The 20,009-nt window shown below is 74.2% G+C and carries 18 protein-coding genes; 10 read left to right on the top strand and 8 right to left on the bottom strand.

Going from position 1 to position 20,009, the window contains the following annotated elements; translation table 11 throughout:
- Positions 1–59: 59 nt before the first annotated feature.
- Entirely contained in the window at positions 60–1,445 is a 1,386-nt protein-coding gene (locus tag C3489_RS33365; protein WP_103785866.1) for a tannase/feruloyl esterase family alpha/beta hydrolase, read from the top strand.
- A 4-nt stretch (positions 1,446–1,449) separates the two neighbouring features.
- Here the strand turns inward: C3489_RS33365 and C3489_RS33360 are convergent, their stop codons facing one another.
- Positions 1,450–1,632, bottom strand: a complete 183-nt coding sequence (locus tag C3489_RS33360) for a hypothetical protein (protein WP_103785865.1) — start codon at positions 1,630–1,632, stop codon at positions 1,450–1,452.
- A gap of 242 nt (positions 1,633–1,874) precedes the next feature.
- Between C3489_RS33360 and C3489_RS33355 the strand changes: the two genes are divergently transcribed.
- From C3489_RS33355 to C3489_RS33345, 3 genes are all read left to right on the top strand, one after another.
- Positions 1,875–4,892, top strand: a complete 3,018-nt coding sequence (locus tag C3489_RS33355; protein WP_103785864.1) for a DEAD/DEAH box helicase — start codon at positions 1,875–1,877, stop codon at positions 4,890–4,892.
- A complete protein-coding gene (locus C3489_RS33350) occupies positions 4,889–6,136 on the top strand; it encodes an SWF or SNF family helicase (RefSeq protein ID WP_103785863.1) in 1,248 nt (415 codons plus the stop codon). Before C3489_RS33355 ends, C3489_RS33350 begins: the two co-directional genes overlap by 4 nt.
- Before the next feature lie 106 nt (positions 6,137–6,242).
- Positions 6,243–7,583, top strand: coding sequence for an esterase-like activity of phytase family protein (locus tag C3489_RS33345; protein ID WP_103785862.1), 1,341 nt, complete (start codon positions 6,243–6,245; stop codon positions 7,581–7,583).
- Between the two features lie 52 nt (positions 7,584–7,635).
- On the opposite strand, the gene xylA is transcribed toward C3489_RS33345, so the two are convergent.
- Positions 7,636–8,802 (bottom strand): xylose isomerase, encoded by a 1,167-nt coding sequence (gene xylA / locus C3489_RS33340; protein WP_103785861.1) that lies wholly within the window; start codon positions 8,800–8,802, stop codon positions 7,636–7,638.
- A gap of 138 nt (positions 8,803–8,940) precedes the next feature.
- On the opposite strand from xylA, the gene xylB reads away from it, so the two are divergent.
- From xylB to C3489_RS33320, 4 genes are all read left to right on the top strand, one after another.
- Positions 8,941–10,371 (top strand): xylulokinase, encoded by a 1,431-nt coding sequence (gene xylB / locus C3489_RS33335; RefSeq protein WP_103785860.1) that lies wholly within the window; start codon positions 8,941–8,943, stop codon positions 10,369–10,371.
- A 37-nt stretch (positions 10,372–10,408) separates the two neighbouring features.
- Entirely contained in the window at positions 10,409–11,617 is a 1,209-nt protein-coding gene (locus C3489_RS33330) for an ROK family transcriptional regulator (RefSeq protein WP_103785859.1), read from the top strand.
- A gap of 236 nt (positions 11,618–11,853) precedes the next feature.
- Positions 11,854–12,867 carry an acetamidase/formamidase family protein gene (locus C3489_RS33325; RefSeq protein ID WP_103785858.1) on the top strand — a complete coding sequence of 338 codons (1,014 nt, stop codon included), beginning with the start codon at positions 11,854–11,856 and terminating at the stop codon, positions 12,865–12,867.
- A gap of 54 nt (positions 12,868–12,921) precedes the next feature.
- Complete coding sequence (locus tag C3489_RS33320; protein WP_103785857.1) at positions 12,922–13,521, top strand: N-acetylmuramoyl-L-alanine amidase; 600 nt, start codon at positions 12,922–12,924, stop codon at positions 13,519–13,521.
- Positions 13,522–13,570: 49 nt separating this feature from the next.
- Here the strand turns inward: C3489_RS33320 and C3489_RS33315 are convergent, their stop codons facing one another.
- Complete coding sequence (locus C3489_RS33315; protein WP_103785856.1) at positions 13,571–13,996, bottom strand: MarR family winged helix-turn-helix transcriptional regulator; 426 nt, start codon at positions 13,994–13,996, stop codon at positions 13,571–13,573.
- Between the two features lie 78 nt (positions 13,997–14,074).
- Here C3489_RS33315 and C3489_RS33310 point away from each other — a divergent pair, with 78 nt between their 5' ends.
- Positions 14,075–14,491, top strand: coding sequence for a PaaI family thioesterase (locus C3489_RS33310; protein ID WP_219822002.1), 417 nt, complete (start codon positions 14,075–14,077; stop codon positions 14,489–14,491).
- Positions 14,492–14,660: 169 nt separating this feature from the next.
- Positions 14,661–15,899 carry a phosphodiester glycosidase family protein gene (locus C3489_RS33305; RefSeq protein WP_103785854.1) on the top strand — a complete coding sequence of 413 codons (1,239 nt, stop codon included), beginning with the start codon at positions 14,661–14,663 and terminating at the stop codon, positions 15,897–15,899.
- A gap of 12 nt (positions 15,900–15,911) precedes the next feature.
- Here the strand turns inward: C3489_RS33305 and C3489_RS33300 are convergent, their stop codons facing one another.
- The 5 genes from C3489_RS33300 to C3489_RS33280 all read right to left on the bottom strand — a co-directional run.
- Positions 15,912–16,106 carry a hypothetical protein gene (locus C3489_RS33300; protein ID WP_103785853.1) on the bottom strand — a complete coding sequence of 65 codons (195 nt, stop codon included), beginning with the start codon at positions 16,104–16,106 and terminating at the stop codon, positions 15,912–15,914.
- A 155-nt stretch (positions 16,107–16,261) separates the two neighbouring features.
- Positions 16,262–17,125 (bottom strand): phosphatidylinositol-specific phospholipase C/glycerophosphodiester phosphodiesterase family protein, encoded by an 864-nt coding sequence (locus C3489_RS33295; RefSeq protein ID WP_103785852.1) that lies wholly within the window; start codon positions 17,123–17,125, stop codon positions 16,262–16,264.
- 171 nt (positions 17,126–17,296) lie between these two features.
- On the bottom strand, positions 17,297–18,370 hold the full coding sequence (locus tag C3489_RS33290) for an acyl-CoA dehydrogenase family protein (protein WP_103785851.1): 1,074 nt from the start codon (positions 18,368–18,370) through the stop codon (positions 17,297–17,299).
- Entirely contained in the window at positions 18,367–19,548 is a 1,182-nt protein-coding gene (locus C3489_RS33285) for an acyl-CoA dehydrogenase family protein (RefSeq protein WP_103785850.1), read from the bottom strand. Before C3489_RS33285 ends, C3489_RS33290 begins: the two co-directional genes overlap by 4 nt.
- Positions 19,545–20,009: zinc-binding dehydrogenase (locus C3489_RS33280; RefSeq protein WP_146075383.1), on the bottom strand; the 465-nt coding region annotated here is incomplete at its 5' end. The genes C3489_RS33285 and C3489_RS33280, both read right to left, overlap by 4 nt.

Raw genomic sequence — 20,009 nt, 5'->3', positions numbered from 1 at the left:
CGCGGGGCGGCCCGAGGGCCGCCCCCGCCCGCCCTGTCCCCGCTGTCCCGGAGGCCGTGATGCGTCTGTCCCGAGGAGTCCCGCTCGCCGTCGCCCTGGTGGCGGCCACCGTCACCGGTCCGGTGCCGGCCGCCCGGGCGCAGCCGCCCGGGCACTGCGCACGGCTGGAGACGGTCCGCGTGCCGGGCGCCGAACTGCAGCGCAGCGCCTGTCTGCCCGATCTCACCACCACCGGTCTCGCGGGCACCCCGTACACCGACACGGCCGATCAGGCCGGACTCACGGCCGCGGCCACACGCACCCCGTCCGGGGTGCCCGGGGCGCAGATCGACGGCTACTTCCCGGACACCTCCCACTTCAACACCACCCACGGCTGGAAGCACGACGCGCAGTTCGTGATCCGGCTGCCGGACCACTGGAACGGCGGCCTCGTGGTCACGGGTGCGCCGGGCACCCGCAAGCAGTACGCGATCGACAAGGCGATCTCCGACCAGGTCCTCGCTCTCGGTTACGCCTACGCGGCCACCGACAAGGGCAACAACGGGGCCGACTTCTACCGCGACGGCACCCGGCCCGGCGACGCGGTCGCCGAGTGGAACACCCGCACCACGCAGCTCACCCGCGCCGCCCGCCAGGTGGTGGCCCAGCGCTACGGCCACGCGCCCCGCCGCACCTACGTCACCGGCATCTCCAACGGCGGCTATCTGACCCGCTGGCAGCTGGAGAACCACCCCGAGCTGTACGACGGCGGCGTGGACTGGGAGGGCGCTCTGTGGACCGCCCACGGCCCGAATCTGCTCACCTCCCTGCCGGCGGCCGTGGCCCGGACGCTCGGCTCGGCGCGGGACGAGGACCTGTACGCGGTGGGGTTCGCGCCCGGCTCCGAGTTCCTGTGGCCGTATCACGAGAAGGCGTACTGGGGCGTCACGCAGAAGATCTACCGCGCGGAGTTCGACCCCGGCTACGACCCCGGCTGCCCGGGCCCCTCCGCCGGGACCACCGCGGAGCAGATCCTCGCGCCGTGCGCCTCCGACGCGACGTACGACTACGCCTCGCGCCCCGCCGCCGTGCACCGCGCCGTGGCCCGCGTCGCGCTGACGGGCCGTATCGGCCGACCGCTGATCACGCTGCACGGCGATCTGGACGCGCTGCTGCCCAAGGCCGCCGACTCCGACGTGTACGCGCGCATGGTGGACACGAGCGGGCGCGGTGGGCTGCACCGGTACTACACGATCGCGGGCGGCACGCACGTCGACGGGCTCTACGACACCTATCCGGACCGGCTGCGGCCGATCCTGCCCTGCTACCGGTCGGCCTTCGACGCGCTGGTCGCCTGGGTGGAGCGCGGTGCCGCGCCGCCCGCGGACCACACCGTGGCGAGGGCCGCGAGCGGCGACCTGGTCGACTCCTGTTCCCTGGGCGGCGCCGGCACGCCTGCTCCGTGAGGCCTCAGCGGCCCAGTTCCTTGCGCGTGACCCTGCGCAGCCTGCGCCGCTGGGACGGGTCGAGGGTCAGGTAGGCGGCGGTCGGGACGCCGAGGACTATCAGCAGCGCTGCCCACCAGGGCAGCCAGATCAGCAGGAGCAACCCGACCGCCACACCCCCCACGGCGATCTTCGCGTTCTTCGACATGTGCGTCGCCTCCTTCGCGGCCACTGCCGCTGTCTGTGGTGGAAACGGCCCCGCGGCTCCCACGGTTCCGGACGCCGACCCTGACGGACCCCTGAGACGCGTCCCCTACGGGCCAGGGGCGCCCGGCCGACCGCCACCCGCATGGTGACCTGGATCACCATGCGAAAGCGTGGGCCTGGCCCGTTCGTGCTGTACCCTCGGCGACTCCGCGAGTAGTCAAATTTGAGGAGTGCGCTTCCGTCGTGCCGCGTCTTGCCTCGGCCCCACCGTCGTCGCCCCCGCCCGACTCCACCGAACTGGCCCAGTGCTGCGCCGTGTTCGTCCCCGCCGACCCTGCCCGCACCGGCGCCGTCGCCTTCTGGCGGCCGGACGGCGCCCCACCCCCTGCCGTCGCCGCGGGTTCCGCCACGGACCTGACCGTCGCGCTGCCCGGCGAGGACGGCGTCGAACCGGTGACCGTGCCCGCGCTGCTGCTGCCGGTGCGCACGGCGCTGCCGCTCCTCGCACACGCGCGTGCCGTCGCGCAGGAGGGCGGCGGGAACGTACACCGCGCCGCCGCCTTCTGGAGCTCGGCCGCCCTCCTGGCCCTGCACTTCACGGCCCGGGGACTGCTGCTGCCGGGCCTGTCCCCGACCGACCACGACACCTGGCGCTCCGGCCCGTACACCGCGCAGGACGTCGAACGCATCCGCAGGCTCGCCGCCTCGATGCCCCCGGAGGCGCACGCCGTACCGCTCGGTCCCGCGCGGCCGCTGCGGCTGCCCGATCCGGAGCGGCTGCTGCGCGCCTTCCTGGACGCGGTCGCCGACACACTCCCCCGCACCCCGGCCGCTCCCCTCGTCACGGACGGCCCCGTCTTCGCCGCGTGGGAACCGCAGCACGCGCCCGGACTGAGCGCCTGGGCGGCCGATGTCGCCGCAGGCCACGACGCGGGGCTGCGGCTGTCGCTGCGCATCGAGATCCCGGGCCTGCCCGAGGCGGCACCGGGCGGGCCGGCCCCGGACGAGGACACGCCGGACGAGCACACGCCGTACGACCACTCCCCGCACGAGGAGACCCTGCGGTTCCGTGCCGTGCCGCAGCTGCACAGCCTGCGCGATCCCGCCCGGGTCGTCGACGCCGCGGATCTGTGGGCCGCACCCGAGGCGGAGACCGAGGACGCGTTCGGGCCACGCGCGCGTATGGACGCGCTGGTCGCCCTGCGCCGCGCCGTACGGGCCTGGCCGCCGCTGACGCCCTTGCTGTCGACGGCCGTACCGGACGCCGTGGACCTGGCCGACGAGGAGGTCACCGACCTGCTCGGCAACGGTTCGCGCGCCCTCGCCCAGGCCGGCGTGGAGGTGCACTGGCCCAGGTCCCTGGCCCGCACCCTGACCACAAGGGCGGTCGTCGGACCGCCGGACGAGTCGGCGGGATCAGGCGGCGACGCCTCGCACATGCCGTCCTTCCTGTCCGCCGACGCGCCGCTCACCTGCACCTGGTGGTTCGGGCTGGGCGAGCAGGGGCTCACGCGGGCCGAGCTGGACCGGCTCGCCGAGGCGAGCAGGCCGCTCGTGCGGCTGCGTGACCAGTGGGTTCTGATCGACCCTCAGCAGGTGCGACAGGCCCGGGCGCGGCAGGAACGCAAGGTCACCCCGATCGACGCGCTCGGCGCCGCGCTGACCGGCACGACGGAGGTCGACGGCCGCCACGTCGAGGTACGGGCGACCGGATGGCTCGCCGCGCTGCGCGACCGGCTCATCCAGCCCGAAACAGCACAGGAGCCCGCCGGTGAGCCCACCCACGAGGCCGCACAGCACGGCGCACCCGACCCCGCCCACGAGGTCCCCCAGCCTGCCGCCCTGGCCGCCACTCTGCGCGGTTACCAGCGGCGCGGCCTGAGCTGGCTGGCCCGGACCACCTCCCTTGGCCTCGGCTGCTGCCTGGCCGACGACATGGGGCTCGGCAAGACGATCACCCTGATCGCGCTCCATCTGCACCGGCAGAGCGATCCGGCGAGCGCCGGTCCCACGCTGGTGGTGTGCCCGACGTCCCTGATGGGCAACTGGCAGCGGGAGATCGAGCGGTTCGCCCCCGGCACCGCCGTACGCCGCTTCCACGGCCCGCGGCGCGCTCTGGACGCCGTGGCGGACGGCGAGTTCGTGCTCACCACCTACGGCACCCTGCGGACGGACGCCATCCGGCTCGCCGAGGTGTCCTGGGGCCTGGTCGTCGCGGACGAGGCGCAGCACGTGAAGAACCCCCGCTCCGCCACCGCACGCGCCCTGCGCACCCTCGGCGCGCACGCGCGCGTGGCGCTCACCGGCACCCCTGTGGAGAACAACCTGTCGGACCTGTGGGCGATCCTCGACTGGACCACCCCCGGACTGCTCGGCCGTCTCGGCACCTTCCGCACGCGTTACGCGCGGGCGGTCGAGGGCGGCCGCGACCCGGCCGCCGCCCGCCGGCTGGCCCGGCTGGTGGGCCCGTTCCTGCTGCGCCGCCGCAAATCGGACCCGGGCATCGCGCCCGAACTTCCGCCCAAGACGGAGACCGACCGCGCGGTCGCCCTCACCCCGGAGCAGGCGGGCCTGTACGAGGCCGTGGTGCGCGAGACCCTCGCGCGGATCTCCGCGGCGGACGACATGGCCCGCCGGGGGCTCATCGTGCAGCTGATGACGGGGCTGAAGCAGATCTGCAACCACCCGGCGCAGTACCTCAAGGAGGAGAACCCCACGATCGCCGGGCGCTCGGGGAAGCTGGAACTGCTGGACGAGCTGCTCGACACCATCCTCGCCGAAGGGGCGAGCGTCCTGGTCTTCACGCAGTACGTGAGCATGGCCCGGCTCCTCGAACGCCATCTGGCCGACCGCGGCGTGCCCACGATGTTCCTGCACGGCGGCACGCCGGTGGCCGACCGGGAGGCGATGGTGCGCCGATTCCAGGACGGCGAGGTCCCGGTGTTCCTGCTGTCGCTGAAGGCGGCGGGCACGGGCCTGAACCTGACCCGGGCCGAGCATGTCGTCCATGTCGACCGCTGGTGGAACCCGGCCGTCGAGGCGCAGGCCACGGACCGGGCCCACCGCATCGGCCAGACCCGCCCGGTGCAGGTGCACCGGCTGATCGCCGAGGGAACCATCGAGGACCGCATCGCCCAGATGCTGAGCCGCAAGCGGGAGCTGGCCGAGGCGGTGCTCGGACCCGGTGAGGCGGCGGCGCTGACGGAACTGACGGACGCGGAGCTGGCCGAGCTGGTCGAGCTGCGAGGAGGGGACCGATGAACCGGCGGGACGACTCGACGGAGCGCGTCTTCGCGGCCCTGCCTCCGGTGCACGGGCGGGGTTTCGCCCGCACCTGGTGGGGGCTCGCCTGGTTGAAGGCGCTGGAGGACACGGCGCTGGACGGCGGGCAGGTGAAGGCCGGCCGCAGGCTCGCGCGGGCGGGCGCCGTGGGCGCGGTGTCGGTGCGCCCGGGCCGGCTCACGGCCGTCGTACGGGACCGGGACGGCACCGGGTACCGGGCCGATGTCCTGCTGGCGCGGCTCTCCGAGGACGAGTGGGAGCGTTTGCTGCGCATGGCGGTCGAGCGGGCCGGGCACGTGGCGGCGCTGCTGGAGCGGGAGATGCCGCCGCATCTGGTCGAGGACGCGGCACACGCGGGTGTCGACCTGTTGCCGGGGATCGGCGATCTGGAACCGGAGTGCGAGTGCGGCGCCTGGGACCACTGCGGGCACACGGCGGCGCTGTGCCACCAGGTGGCGCGGCTGCTCGACGAGGATCCGTTCGTGCTGCTGCTCATGCGCGGCCGGACCGAGGCTGCCGTACTGGAGGCGCTGCAGTCCCGTGAGGCCCCGCACGAGGGCGAGCCGGAGGGCGTGGATGCGGCGGAGGCGTACGCGGCGGGGGCCGTGCTGCCGCCGCTGCCCCCGTCGCCCGAACTCCCCGAGGAGGCGGGCCTGCCGCCCTCCTCGGACACCGGGACACCGCCCGGAGGGGGCGTCGATCCGGCCGCGCTGGAGTTCCTGGCGGCCCGTACCGCCGAGGGCGCGCACCGGCTGCTGGGGCGGGTACTGAGCGCACAGCCGCTGCCGGCCGGGGAGGAGCTGACGGCCGCCCAGGACGCCGTCCGGCTGGCGGTCGGTCACCCACGGCCGGATGTCGCCGAGCGGCTGGCGGCGGGCTCGGGGCGGTCCCCGCAGGCGCTGGCCCTAGCCGCTCGGGCCTGGCGGTACGGCGGCGCGGCCGGACTGTCCGCGCTGGAGGACGAGTGGACGGTGCGGGGCGAGGCGCTGGCACGCGCGCGTGCCGCCCTGGACACGGCCTGGGAGGAGGACGAGCGCCCACCGCTGGTGGCCGAGGCCAACCGCTGGACGGTGGCCGAGGCCCAGGTGCGCCTGGGCCGGGACGGCCGTTGGTGGCCCTTCAGCCGGGTGCGCGGCGCCTGGGTACCGGCGGGACCGCCGTCCACCGACCCGGCGGCGGCACTGGCCTCGGCACAGTCCGCGGGCGGTGACGCCCCCCTCTGACCCGCCCGACGAACGGCCGACGCCCGGTGTTCACCGGGTGGCCGCGCGGCGTTCGGGGCCGGGCCCAACTCTGGCGGCAGTCAGCGAACTTGCCCCAGGAGGCCCGATGTCCCCGTACGCCGCCGGCCGGCGCCGTGTCCACCGTTTGCTCGCGGCCGGCGTCCCCCTCGCCGTGGTCGCCGCACTCACGGCGGCCGGTCCGGCCGCGTCCGCACCCACGGGCGAGGCGCGTGTGACCCGTGCCGCGACGCTCGGTGATCTGCCGCTCGGCGCCTTCAGCAACGCGCTGCTGCCGGGCACGGTGGACGACGACCGGGGTGTGGACCTCGGCGGCATCGGCAGCGACATCTACCCGGCGGGCCGCCCGGGAGAGTTCTGGACGGTGACGGACCGCGGTCCCAACGGCCAGATCAAGGTGGACGGTGCCAAGCGCCGCACGTTCCCGGTGCCCGGCTTCGACCCGGCGATCGTGAGGATCCGCGTCCAGGGCGACACCGTGCGGGTGCTGAAGGCGATCCCGGTGACGACGGCGTCGGGCCGGCCGGTGACCGGGCTGCCCGACCAGCGGGGCCGTGACGAGGCGCCGTACTCGTACGACGCCGGGACACCGCTGTCGTACGACCCGAACGGGCTGGACACCGAGGGGATCGTGCGGGCGGCGGACGGGAGTTTCTGGCTCGTCGACGAGTACGGCCCCTCGCTCGTGCACGTGGACGCGCGCGGGTCGGTGCTCGCCCGGTACGTGCCCGAGGGCCTGCGTCTGACCGGCGCGGACTACCCGGTGGTGGAGGCCCTGCCGGCCGTGCTGCTGCACCGGAAGATCAACCGCGGTTTCGAGGGGCTCGCCCAACTGCCGGGTGGCGACCTGGTGATGGCGCTGCAGAGCCCGCTGTCCTTGCCGGACACGGCCGCGGGTGAGGCGTCGCGCACCACGCGCCTGCTGCGCTTCTCGCCGAGGAGGAAGGCGGTGACGGCCGAGTACGCCTACCGCTTCGACCCGGTGGGCGTGGTCGACCCGGGCGAGGACGACACCTCCGAGCTGAAGATCTCCTCCGTGGTCGCCGTCGGAGGGGACCGGCTGCTGGTCGAGGAGCGCACCGACAGGGCGGCCCGGCTGCACCTGGTGCGCCTGGAGCGGTCGGCGGACATCCTCGGCGGCCGGTGGGACGACGACACGGCCTCACCGTCGCTGGAGCAGCTCGACGACCCGGCGGCCACGGGCGTGCCGGTGCTGCGCAAGCACCTCGTGGTCGATCTGGGCAAGGTGGCCGGCGTTCCCGGGAAGATCGAGGGCGTGGCGCGCGTGGACCGCGACACGCTCGCCCTGATCAACGACAACGACTTCGGGATGACGGACGGGACCGGCGCCTTCGACGCGCGGGGCCGGCTGGTCGACAGCGGTGTGGAGACGACCGTGGTCTACGTCCGCCTGCCGCACGGCCTCTAGCCGAGCGGGAGCGGGGCGGCACGCGTGCGCGTGCCGCCCCGTCCCTGTGTCGTCAGCCTCGTGCCCCCAGCAGGTGGTCCATGGCCAGCTGGTCGAGGTGCTCGAAGGCCATGCCGCGGGCGGCCGCCGCCTCGACGTCGAAGTCCTCGAAGGCGGTGCGGTCGGCGAGCAGGGCCTGGAGGCCGTCGGCGGCGGTGGGCTGGGCGAGCTGGTCCAGGCGGGCGTCGCGCAGGGCCTGCTGCACCTCGGGGTCGGCGCGGAAGGCGGCGGCCCGCTCCTTGAGGATGAGGTAGTTGCGCATGCAGCCCGCGGCCGAGGCCCACACGCCGTCCAGGTCCTCGGTGCGCGGCGGCTTGAAGTCGAAGTGGCGCGGACCGGTGTAGCCGGCGCTCTCCAGCAGGTCGACCAGCCAGAACGCGGCGCGCAGGTCGCCGGCGCCGAAGCGCAGGTCCTGGTCGTACTTGATGCCGGACTGGCCGTTGAGGTCGATGTGGAACAGCTTGCCCGCCCACAGCGCCTGCGCGATGCCGTGCGGGAAGTTCAGCCCGGCCATCTGCTCGTGTCCGACCTCGGGGTTCACGCCGTACAGCTCGGGGCGCTCCAGGCGCTCGATGAAGGCGAGCGCGTGGCCGACGGTGGGCAGCAGGATGTCGCCGCGCGGCTCGTTGGGCTTGGGCTCGATGGCGAAGCGCAGGTCGTAGCCCTGCTCGGTGACGTACTCGCCCAGCAGGTCGAAGGCCTCCTTCATCCGCTCAAGGGCCACCCGGACGTCCTTCGCGGCGCCCGACTCGGCGCCCTCGCGGCCGCCCCAGGCGACGTAGACCTGGGCGCCGAGCTCGACGGCGAGGTCGATGTTGCGGATGGTCTTGCGCAGCGCGTAGCGGCGCACGTCGCGGTCGTTGGCGGTGAACGCGCCGTCCTTGAAGACCGGGTGGGTGAACAGGTTGGTGGTGGCCATCGGCACCTTCATGCCGGTGGCGTCCAGCGCCTGCCGGAACCGCTTGACGACCGCCTCGCGCTCGGCGTCGGTGGACCCGAAGGGGATCAGGTCGTCGTCGTGGAAGGTGACCCCGTGGGCGCCCAGCTCGGCAAGGCGCTGCACCGTCTCGACCGGGTCCAGGGCGGCGCGGGTGGCGTCCCCGAAGGGGTCCCTGCCCTGCCAGCCGACGGTCCACAGACCGAAGGTGAACCTGTCCTCGGGGGTGGGCTGGTAGCTCATGCCACGGCTCCTTGCTCTTGCTCGGGTCTCATGCTCGCGACTATTTCGTCATGGCGCTTTACAAATTAGTATGCCCACGCACCACTGGGAAGAGACAAGGGGCACGCCGTCCCGATCCGCAGCAAGAGGGAGAGCACGATGTCAGCAGCCGAGGGTCCGCTCGTCGTCGGCGTGGACACGTCCACGCAGTCCACCAAGGCGCTGGTCGTCGACGCGTCCACCGGCCAGGTCGTCGCGAGCGGCCAGGCGGCGCACACGGTCTCCTCCGGCGCGGGCCGCGAGAGTGATCCGCGCCAGTGGTGGGACGCCCTGTGCGAGGCGCTGCGCCAGTGCGGTGAGCCCGCGCACGAGGCCGCCGCCATCTCGATCGGCGGACAGCAGCACGGCCTGGTCACCCTCGACGAGCACGGGGAGCCGGTCCGCCCGGCGCTGCTGTGGAACGATGTGCGCTCGGCGCCGCAGGCCCGCCGGCTGACCGAGGAGCTGGGCGGAGCGAAGTTCTGGGCCGAACGCACCGGAAGCGTGCCCACCGCGTCCTTCACGGTGACGAAGTGGGCCTGGCTGGCGGAGCACGAGCCGGAGGCGGTACGCGCGACCAGGGCGGTGCGCCTGCCGCACGACTACCTGACCGAGCGGCTCACCGGCCAGGGCACCTCGGACCGCGGCGACGTCTCCGGCACCGGCTGGTGGGCCTCGGCGAGCGAGGCGTACGACGAGGAGATCCTCGCGCACGTCGGCCTGGACCCGTCGCTGCTGCCCCGGGTGGTGCGCCCCGGCGAGGTGGCCGGCACCGTCCGCGAACACCACGACCTGCCGTTCTCCAGGGGCACCCTGGTCGCCGCGGGCACCGGCGACAACGCGGCCGCCGCACTCGGCCTCGGTCTGCGCCCCGGCACCCCGGTGATGAGCCTCGGCACCTCGGGCACGGTGTACGCGGTGTCCCGGCACCGCCCCGCCGACCCGACCGGCACCGTGGCGGGCTTCGCCGACGCCCACGGCGACTGGCTGCCACTGGCCTGCACCCTGAACTGCACGCTCGCCGTCGACCGGGTCGCCGCCCTGCTCGGCCTGGACCGCGAGGCCGTCGAGCCCGCCGCCGGCGTGACCCTGCTGCCCTACCTGGACGGCGAACGCACCCCGAACCTCCCCGACGCCTCGGGCCTGCTGCTCGGCCTGCGCCACGACACCACCGGCGGCCAGCTCCTCCAGGCCGCCTACGACGGCGCCGTGCACGCCCTGCTCGGCGCGCTGGACCTGGTGCTGGACGAGGACGCCGACCCCTCGGCACCGCTGCTGCTGATCGGCGGCGGCGCCCGCGGCAGGGCCTGGCAGCAGACGGTACGGCGGCTGTCGGGGCGCCCGGTGCAGGTCCCCGAGGCCCGGGAACTGGTGGCACTCGGCGCCGCGGCGCAGGCGGCCGGTCTGCTCACCGGCGAGGACCCGGCCGCGGTCGCCCGGCGCTGGGACACCGCCCGCGGCCCGGTGCTGGAGGCCGTGGAGCGGGACGAGGAGACGCTGAGCCGGATCTCCGGGGTACTCTCCGACGCGGCCCCGCTTCTTCGGCGGTAGGCCCGCTGACGACATCGACCGAGGACCGGATTCCGGCATGACCGCACCGCTGCACGAGGCCCACCCGGCGTCCCCCGGGCGCGCGCTGCCCGACACCCAGCAGGGCATGCGCCGCCGCAACCTGGCCCGGGTGATGCACACGGTCAGCGCCGAGGGCCCGCTCTCGCGCGCCGCGGTCGCCTCCCGCATCGGCCTGACCCGGGCGGCGGTGTCGACCCTCGTCGACGAGCTGATACGCACCGGCCTGCTGCAGGAGCTGGGCCCCGAGCGGCCCGGGCGGGTGGGCCGGCCCGGTTCGGCGCTCGCCGTGAGCGACCGCGGTCCGGCCGGGATCGGCGCCGAGGTCGGCGTCGACCACCTGGCGGTGTGCGCGGTGGACCTGCGCGGCCAGGTACGCGCGCGTGCCGTGCGGCACGGCGCCAACCGCGGCCGCTCCCCCGAGCCGGTCGTCGCCGAGCTGGCCGGTCTGGTGGCGCGGGTGGTCGCCGAGGCCGAGGGCGAGGGGCTGTGGCCCGCGGGGCTCGCGGTGGCGGTGCCCGGCCTCGTGGCCCCGGACGGGCGCACCGTCGTGCGCGCGCCCAACCTGGACTGGCGCGACACCGACCTGGGCGCGCTGCTGCCCGCCGACTTCCCGCTGGTCGTGGACAACGAGGCCAACTTCGGCGGCCTGGCCGAACTGTGGCTCGGCGAGGGCACCCCACGGGACTTCCTGCACGTCTCGGCCGAGATCGGCATCGGTGCCGCGGTGGTCGTGGACGGGCGGCTGCTGCGCGGAACGCGCGGCTTCGCGGGCGAGCTGGGCCATGTGCCGGTGCACCCCGGCGGGCCGCCCTGCGGCTGCGGCGGCCACGGATGCCTGGAGCAGTACGCCGGTGAGGAAGCGGTGCTGCGGGCGGCCGGCGTGGAGCCCGGCGAGGACCGGGTGGACCTGCTCGCCGAGCGGGCCGCCGCGGGCGACGAAGCGGTACGGCGGGCCCTGCGCGGGGCCGGGGAGGCACTCGGCATCGCACTGACGGGCGCCGTCAACCTGCTGGACCCCGAGGCCGTCGTGCTGGGCGGTGCGCTGGCCGGCCTCGCGCCCTGGCTGCTGCCGGCGCTGCGGGAGGAACTGGACGGGCGGACGGCCGGCCGGGCCTGCCCGGTGTCGGTGTCCCGGCTGGGGCCCGAGGGGCCGCTGCTGGGGGCGGCGCATTCGGTCGTACGGGCGGTGCTGGACGATCCGGCGCGGGTGGCAGAGCGGGCCTGAACCGCGACGACCGGCCGAGACCAACACCTCCCTTCCCTCAGGCAACGCCCCCTTTGTATCAAGGGAGTTCACCCGAACGGGTGGCGGAGTTCTCCACAATCCCGCGTTCGTCCACGGACCGGCGCCGTCCTCTTCTGCCCGCCCCGGGACCGCCGTACCGTGAAGTCCGGTCGCCGCCTTTCGTTCCTCGCGGCGCACCCGCCTCCCCCGCCGCGCGCAGAACGGAGCCGTCCCCGATGAGCGACCCCAGGATTCTGACCGTGCGTCCCGAACCGGGCGAGTACGCCTGGACGTTCGGTGGTGCCCGGCCGGTGGCGCGCATCGCACCCGGCACGGTCCTCGACCTCTACACCGAGGACTGCTTCGCCGGCCGGGTGCGCTCCGAGAAGGACCTGGTGTCCGAGGTGTGCGCGTTCCCCTTCCTCAACCCGCAGACGGGGCCCTTCCACATCGAGGGCGCCGACGTGGGCGACACGGTCGCGGTGCACTTCGTGTCCATCGAACCGGCCCGGGACTGGGCGGCGTCCACGACCGTGCCGCTGTTCGGGGCGCTCACCTCCACGCACACCACGGCCACACTGCAGCCGCCGCTGCCGGAACGGGTGTGGATCTGGGAGCTGGACCGCACCCGCCGCACGGCCCGGTTCACGGCGCGGGACAGCGACCTCCAGGTGGAGCTGCCGATGGACCCGATGCACGGCACCGTCGGGGTGGCCCCGGCCAACCTGGAGGTCCGCTCCGCGCTGGTGCCCGACGCGCACGGCGGCAACATGGACACGCCCGAGATGCGGGCCGGCGTCACCTGCTACCTCGGGGTGAACGTGGAGGGCGCGCTGCTCAGCCTGGGCGACGGCCACGCACGCCAGGGCGAGGGCGAGACCTGCGGGGTGGCGGTGGAGTGCACGATGCACACCGTCGTCATCGTGGAACTGCTCAAGGGCGTCGCCACGCCGTGGCCGCGGATCGAGTCGGACACGCACATCGTCTCGACGGGCTCGGCACGGCCGTTGGAGGACGCCTTCCGGATATCCCAGCTCGACCTGGTGCGGTGGCTGGTGCGGGACTACGGGTTCAGCGATCTGGACGCGTACCAGTTCGCAACCCAGGCCGTCGAGTCGCCGTTGGCCAACGTGTGCGACACGAACTACACGTGCGTGGCCAAGATCCGCAAGGAATGGCTGCCCGCGCGGGAGACACACCGCGGGGTGCACGCCCGGCTGCGGGAGGCCGCGGCCGCCCTGCAGCACTGAACCCGGTCTGCCGTACGGCGGCCGGGCACCCCCCTCGTCGAAAGGCATCCGCTCATGGAACGGTCACGACCGCTTCCCAGCAGACGACGGCTCCTCACCGGCGCCGCCCTCGCCGCCGCCTCCTCGGCCCTGCTCCCGCCGGCGCGGGCCGGCGCCCTGGCACAGGCCGTCGACTACCCCGCCGCCGAATGGCAGCCGGCGAGCGGCTCCAACTACACGGTCGCCAACCGGCCGTCGTCGTATCCCCTGGACTACGTGATCATCCACGTCACCCAGGAGACGTACGCCACCACCCTGTCCATCTTCCAGAACCCGCAGAAGAAGGTGTCCGCGCACTACCTCGTCCGCTCCTCCGACGGACACGTGGCCCAGTGCGTCCGTGAGAAGGACATCGCCTGGCATGCCGGGAACTGGGACTACAACACGCGCAGCGTCGGCATCGAGCACGAGGGCTGGGTGGACCAGCCGTCCTACTTCACCGACGCCCTGTACGAGCAGTCGGCCAGACTCACGGCGTCGGTCTGCGACCGGTACGGCATCCCCAAGGACCGTGAGCACATCCTCGGCCACTACCAGGTGCCGGGCTCCGACCACACGGACCCCGGGCCGAACTGGGACTGGGTGCGCTACATCCGGCTGGTCAACTTCGCCTGAGCCCGCCGGAGCCCGGCCCCGGCCGCGCCACTCCGGGGTCACCGCCGTGTCAGGGCCGCCAGTCGACCAGCCGTCCCAGCGCCCCCGCCGTCCCGGTGAAGCCCTCCTCGCCGAGCAGTTCGCGCAGCTCGGCGTTGAAGCGGTCGATCTCCGGACGGGCCGCCCGCAGGGCGTCGCGGCCGGTGTCCGTCAGCTCCAGGACCACGGCGCGGTGTTCGCTGGGATGGGGGCCGCGCTCGATCAGGCCCGCCGCGGTGAGCCGGCCGACCAGGCCGGTCACCGCGGACTCGCGCAGGCCCAGGGTGTGGGCGAGTTCCCGCTGGCTGAGGCCCGGCCGGTCGCGCACCGCGAACAGCGCGCCGAGCTGCGCGGTGGTGATGCCGGCGGCGGCCAGCAGACGCCGGTCGGCGGTGGTGCGCAGCTGGTGGGCCGCCCGCTGGAGCAGGAAGAACAGGCGCAGGTCGGGCTCGGGCATGTGCCGATCTTGACAGAAGGGGCGCGGCCCCGCCAGGCTCACTTCACTACTGAAGTGAGGAGTTGCGGCGTGCACGACCTGTCCGGTCTGGAAGAGGCCCAGAAGGTGCTGGCGGCCCAGCCGTTCAGCGCACTGCTCGGAGCCCGGCTGGTGGCCTTCGGCGACGGTGCGGCGACGCTGGAGCTGGACATCCGCGAGGAACTGCGCCAGCAGTACGGCTTCGTCCACGGGGGCGTGCTGAGCTACGCCGCGGACAACGCGCTGACCTTCGCCGCCGGCAGTGCGGCCGGGGGCGGGGTGATCACCGCCGGATTCACCATCGACTACCTGCGCCCGGCCCAGGGCGCGGTGCTGCGGGCCCACGCCGAGGTGGTGCGGGCCGGCCGCACCCGGGTGGTGTGCCGGTGCGACCTCACGACGGTCGGCGAGGACGGCACCGAGGCCCTGTGCGCGGTGGCGCAGGGCACGGTGTCGGTGATCGGCCGGCCCGCCTGACACGCACCGGCTCACCGAACGCTTCCCTCGCCTGGGCAGCCGCACCCGTCAGGACCTGTTTTCTCACCCGTTCTCGTGCAGTGGCCCCGTGGCCACCGCGCGGAGCGGTGCGCTCTGGTGCACTTTCCCTGAGTCCTGGGACAGTTGACGCGACATCAGGGGGGGACTTGTGACGAGAAGTCAGAAGCGTTCCGCACACGGCAGATCCGTCCTGACACTCCTCGCGGCACTCGGCGCACTGGCCGGTGCGGCCCTGGCGGGTGCGGCACCGGCCGGTGCGGCCGAGCGGGGCACCCCGATCGCCACGGGCGTGGTGTACGAGGAGTTGGACATCCAGGGGGCCAAGGGCCCCACGCACGCGCATGTGCTGAGCGTCGACCTGCGCAATCCCAAGGTGCGCCTCGGACTGCTGTACCCGGGGGTGGTGGCCGCGCGGGCGCCCGTCTCGCAGCTGGCCGACGCCGAGGGCGCCGTCGCCGGCGTCAACGGCGACTTCTTCAACATCACCGAAAGCCAGCACCCGGGCGTGGACGCGACCGGCGCCAGCGTGGGCCCGGCGATCGCGGCCGGGCGGGTGCTGAAGGCGGCCGTACCGGACGGGCAGCGGTTCGGGCCCGCGCTGCCGCCCGGCACCACCACCGAGGACGTGGTGGGCGTGGGCACCGACCGGCGTGCCCGGACGGGCCGGCTGACCCTGCGGGGCTCGGTGCGCACACCGGACGGGACGCTGCCGCTGGGCGGGCTGAACCAGTACGCGCTGCCCGTCGGCTCCATCGGCGCGTTCACCGCGGACTGGGGCGGCGCCTCCCGCAAGCGGGCCACCTGCGGCACGGACACCGAGCGGGCCGCACCGTGCGGTACCGACACCTACGAGGTGACGGTGAGCCACGGCCGGGTGGTGGCCGCGTCCGACACGCCGGGCGCCGGACCCATCGCCCGCGGCACGACCGTGCTGGTCGGCCGGGAGGCCGGCGCGCAACGGCTGCGGAAGCTGGCCGAGGGTGAGCCGGTGAGCGTGACGCACACGCTGGTCGCCGCCGGGAACGCGGCGCCGTACCGCTTCGCCCTGGGCGGCTACCCGCTGCTCAGGGGCGGGCAGGCGCTGCCCGGCCTCGACGACACCACGGCCGCCGTGCGCACCGCCGTGGGGATCGCCGACGGCGGGCGGCGGGTGCTGCTGTTCGCGCTGGACGGCGGCCCGCAGTACCGCACCGGGCTGACGATCGCCGAAGTGGCCGAGGCACTGCGCGGGCTGGGCGCGCGCGACGGGTTCAGCCTGGACGGCGGCGGGTCCAGCACCCTGGTCAGCCGCGCGCCCGGCGAGCGGACCGTGTCCGTGCGCAACCACCCCACGGGCGGCGCCGAGCGGCCGGTCCCCAACGGCATCGGTGTGTTCGTCGGCGGGTGACGGCGGTGGGGCTCACGGCCGGAGGCTGCCGACGATGTCGGCGGTGGCCGTGAGCCCGCTCTGGATGGTCGGTGCCATGTTGGTGCCGGCCAGGTAGAAGCCCAGCAGCAGGCAGACCAGCGCGTGGGAGATCTTCAGTCCGCCGCTGCGGATGAAGATCACCGCCAGGACCAGGAGCAGCAGCACCACTGAGATGGAAATCGCCATCGTCGGCCTCCTCCGCCACGGCGCCCACACGACGCCACATCCGCATACGCGACATCACGCCATGTCACGTACATCCGATTCACGGCGTTCGGCCGCAAGTGTGGCGTAGGCGGGGGTTGGCCCGGGTGGCTGACCTGTCCTCCGAACGGGTGGTGTCACTCGGGCCCGTGGGCGTCCAGGAAGGCCTCGGCACCGGCGAGGTCGTCGGTGTTGAGGTGGTCGACGCCCGCGGCGAGCAGTTCGGTCCACAGCGCGTCGCGGGCGGGGCCGGGCGCGTCGGGGGTGGCCCAGAACCGCACCCGTCGGCCGCGCTCGTGCGCCCGCGCGACGATGCCGCGCAGCTTGGCCCGCTCGGCGTCGGGGAAGGCGCCGGTGCCCTGCCAGGTGAAGTTCAGCGTCCAGTTGTCGCTGATCAGCGGGGCGAAGGAGGCGGGCGTGGCCGTGTCGAGGTCGGTGAGCCGGCCGTCGTAGAAGGCGCGTCGCACGGTCTGCGCCTCCATCGGGACGCGCGCAGCGCGGTCGCCGGAGACCACGGCGGTGACCGGGCCGGGGTGGACGCGGCCGTGGGCGTACGTGGTGAACAGGTGCCGGTAGCGGTTCAGGTGGCGGTCGAGTTCGCGGTAGGTGGCGGCGCCCTCGGTCTTGATGTCGATGAGCAGTTGCAGCGGCCTGCGGTAACCGCGGTACACCGACCCGTGGCAGGCGCGGACGCGGGCGGCGAGCGGGTCGAGGTAGAGGGACTCCAGGGTGCGGGAGGGGTCCAGGTCGACCGGGTCGTGGGCGACGAGGAGCTGGTCGCCGACGAGGTAGATGTCGGCCTCGACGCTGCCGAAGCGGTGGTCGAGGGCGTCGAGGAGCGGGCGTGGATGCTCGTAGTCGTTGTGGGCGTGCGCGTTCCACAGCGGGCGCGGGCCGCGGTGCGAGCCGCCCGCCCAGGCCTGCGCGGCGGGCGGGGCGACGGTGCCGGCGAGGGCGGCGCCGAGTGCGGTGAGGGCTCTGCGACGGGTGGTGAGGGCCATGCGGTTGCCTCCCTTGGTGTCGTACGGGGCCTTGGCGAGTATGCGGGCCCGGCACGTCCAAAGGGCAGGCGTGGCACAGGAGTTGGCCGGAACGCCGGCCGCTGTTCACCGCCGCGCACACGAGAACGCCCGCCCCGTCGGGGGCGGGCGTTCAAGGAAGGAGAAGGCAGGTCAGGGCGCTTGGAGGTCGACCAGTGCGGCCAGCGCCTCGCGGTGCGCGCCGGCCGTGCCGTAGGCGATCGAGTCGGCCTTGGCCCGCTTCAGATACAGGTGGACCGGGTGCTCCCAGGTCATGCCGATGCCGCCGTGCAGTTGCAGCGCCTCCTCGGTGGCGCGGACGGCGACGGGTGCGGCGTAGGCCTGGGCGACGGCGACCGCCACGTCGGTGTCCTCGCCGGTCGCGAGCGCGTCGGCGGCGCCACGGGCCGCCGCCCGCAGGTTGACGACCTCCAGCCACAGCTGGGCGAGGCGGTGCTTGAGTGCCTGGAAACCGCCGACGGGCCGGTTGAACTGCTTGCGCTCCTTGAGGTAGCGCACGGTCTCGGTCAAGGCCCAGTCCGCGACCCCCAGTTGCTCGGAGGCGAGCAGGCCGGCCGCGGCGCGCAGGGCCCGCCGCACAGCGGGTTCGGCGTCGCCGAGACGGCGGCCGGGGGCGCCGTCCAGCCGTACCGTCGCCAGCGGGCGGGTGAGGTCGAAGGACACCTGCGCGGTGACGGTCGCCGCGTCGGCCTCGACGGCGTACAGCCCGCCGTCCTCGGCCGGGACCAGCAGCACGTCCGCCGCCGAGGCGTCCGCGATGCCGGTCAACTCGCCGTGCAGCAGCCCGTTCTGCAGACGTACGACGGGGAACGCGGCGCCGGGCGCGTGGTGCAGGCCGACCGCGAGGGCGCCGATGGCGCGGCCGGAGGCCAGCCGGCCGAGGAGTTCGGTGTCACCGCACGCCAGCAGCGCCTCGGTGGCGACGACGGCGCTGGTGAGGTACGGCACCGGTGCGACCGCGCGGCCCAGCTCCTCCAGTACGACCGCGACCTCACGGTGCGAGGCGCCCTGGCCGCCCTGGTCCTCGGGTACCAGCAGACCGGCCAGGCCCATGCCCTCGGTGAGGGACTTCCACGCGGCGAGGTCGTGCGGGGCGTCCGTCTCGGTGCGGGCGATCACGTCGGCCGGGGCGCAGTGGTCGGTGAGCAGGTCGCGGACGGCGGCCCGCAGCGCCTCTTCCTCCTCGGAGTACAGCAGGTCGGTCATCGGGCCAGGTCCTTCCAGGCGACGTCCTTGTCGGTGCGCGGCTCGGCGGGCAGCCCGAGGACGCGCTCGGCGACGATGTTCAGCAGGACCTCGCTGGTCCCGCCCTCGATGCTGTTGCCCTTGGAGCGCAGATAGCGGTAGCCGGCGTCACGGCCGGTGAAGTCGACCAGCTCCGGGCGGCGCAGGGTCCAGTCGTCGTACAGCAGGCCCTCCTCGCCGCGCAGTTCCACCTCCAGGCCGCTGATCTCCTGGTTGAGGCGGGCGAAGGCGAGCTTCATGCCGGCGCCCTCGGGGCCGGGCTGTCCGGCGACGAGCTGCTGGCGCAGCCGTTCGGCGGTGAGGCGGGAGACCTCGGCCTCGACCCACAGCTTCAGCAGCCGCTGGTGCAGGTCGTGGGTGCGCAGTTCGGGGCGCTCGCGCCAGGTCTGCGCGGCCTTGCCGATCATGCCGCCCTCGCGGGGCAGGGCCATGCCGCCGATGGCCACGCGCTCGTTGTTGAGGGTGGTCTGCGCGACGCGCCAGCCGTCGCCGATCTCGCCGAGGCGGTCGGTGTCGGGGATGCGGACGTCGGTGAGGAAGACCTCGTTGAACTCGGCCTCACCGGTGATCTGGCGCAGCGGACGGACGTCGACGCCGGGGTCGGTCATGTCGCAGGCGAAGTAGGTGATGCCGGCGTGCTTGGGCACGTCCGGGTCGGTGCGGGCGATCAGGATGGCCCAGCGCGCGTTGTGCGCGCCGGACGTCCACACCTTCTGCCCGTTGACGACCCACTCGTCGCCCTCGCGTACGGCGCGGGTGCCGAGCGCGGCCAGGTCGGAGCCGGCGCCGGGCTCGCTGAAGAGCTGGCACCAGACCTCTTCCCCGGTCCACAGGGGCTTGAGGAAGCGCTGCTTCTGCTCCTCGGTGCCGTACTTGAGGATCGTCGGCGCGGCCATGCCGAGGCCGATGCCGTTGCGGCGCGGCTCGTTGTCGGGGGCGCCGGCGGCGGCCAGCTCGGCGTCCACGATCCCCTGCAGGGAGCGCGGGACGCCCAGGCCGCCGAGGCCCTCGGGGTAGTGGACCCAGGCGAGGCCGGCGTCGAAGCGGGCCCGCAGGAAGTCCAGGCGGTCGGTCTGCGCAGGGGGGTGCGCGGCCAGGAACTCCCGGGTCCGGCGGCGCAGTTCCTCGGCGTCGGTCATGCTGCTCCCTCCATCACGACGGCGATCCGGCCGGTGCTCAGGCCGTCCGCCACCTTCTGCACCCCGGCCGCGGCGTCGCCGAGCGGTACCCGCTCGCTCACCAGCGGCTTGATCGCTCCCCGGGCGGCCAGCTCGGTGAGCTGCTCGTGGCACTGCAGGACGAGCTTGGGGTTCTTCGTGTTGTACAGGCCCCAGTGCAGGCCGAGGATCGAGTAGTTCTTCACCAGGGCGTGGTTGAGGCCCGGGCTGGGGATGGTGCCGCTCGCGAAGCCGACGACGACGATCCGGCCCTCGAAGGCGACGACCTTGGTGGACTGGGTGTACGCCTCGCCGCCGACCGGGTCGTAGATCACGTCGGCGCCGCGGCCGCCGGTGGCCTTCTTGACGGCCGCGACGACGTCCTGGTCGCGCCGGTCGATGACCACGTCGCAGCCCAGCTCGCGGGCGACGGCGGCCTTCTC

Origin of the sequence: Streptomyces sp. Ru71, assembly GCF_002920535.1 — a bacterium.
In the GTDB taxonomy this organism is placed as follows: Bacteria; Actinomycetota; Actinomycetes; order Streptomycetales; family Streptomycetaceae; genus Streptomyces.
The sequence above is the reverse complement of the archived record's forward strand: the minus strand, read 5'-3'. Positions and strand labels throughout refer to the sequence as shown.

Bases quoted from the DNA above. Each gene is read 5' to 3' on its own strand.
- xylB (WP_103785860.1), top strand. From the start codon at position 8,941: ATGTCAGCAGCCGAGGGTCCGCTCGTCGTCGGCGTGGACACGTCCACG.
- C3489_RS33360 (WP_103785865.1), bottom strand. From the start codon at position 1,632: ATGTCGAAGAACGCGAAGATCGCCGTGGGGGGTGTGGCGGTCGGGTTG.
- C3489_RS33325 (WP_103785858.1), top strand. From the start codon at position 11,854: ATGAGCGACCCCAGGATTCTGACCGTGCGTCCCGAACCGGGCGAGTAC.
- C3489_RS33345 (WP_103785862.1), top strand. From the start codon at position 6,243: ATGTCCCCGTACGCCGCCGGCCGGCGCCGTGTCCACCGTTTGCTCGCG.
- C3489_RS33350 (WP_103785863.1), top strand. From the start codon at position 4,889: ATGAACCGGCGGGACGACTCGACGGAGCGCGTCTTCGCGGCCCTGCCT.
- C3489_RS33320 (WP_103785857.1), top strand. From the start codon at position 12,922: ATGGAACGGTCACGACCGCTTCCCAGCAGACGACGGCTCCTCACCGGC.
- C3489_RS33290 (WP_103785851.1), bottom strand. From the start codon at position 18,370: ATGACCGACCTGCTGTACTCCGAGGAGGAAGAGGCGCTGCGGGCCGCC.
- xylA (WP_103785861.1), bottom strand. From the start codon at position 8,802: ATGAGCTACCAGCCCACCCCCGAGGACAGGTTCACCTTCGGTCTGTGG.
- C3489_RS33365 (WP_103785866.1), top strand. From the start codon at position 60: ATGCGTCTGTCCCGAGGAGTCCCGCTCGCCGTCGCCCTGGTGGCGGCC.
- C3489_RS33285 (WP_103785850.1), bottom strand. From the start codon at position 19,548: ATGACCGACGCCGAGGAACTGCGCCGCCGGACCCGGGAGTTCCTGGCC.
- C3489_RS33300 (WP_103785853.1), bottom strand. From the start codon at position 16,106: ATGGCGATTTCCATCTCAGTGGTGCTGCTGCTCCTGGTCCTGGCGGTG.
- C3489_RS33295 (WP_103785852.1), bottom strand. From the start codon at position 17,125: ATGGCCCTCACCACCCGTCGCAGAGCCCTCACCGCACTCGGCGCCGCC.
- C3489_RS33330 (WP_103785859.1), top strand. From the start codon at position 10,409: ATGACCGCACCGCTGCACGAGGCCCACCCGGCGTCCCCCGGGCGCGCG.
- C3489_RS33315 (WP_103785856.1), bottom strand. From the start codon at position 13,996: ATGCCCGAGCCCGACCTGCGCCTGTTCTTCCTGCTCCAGCGGGCGGCC.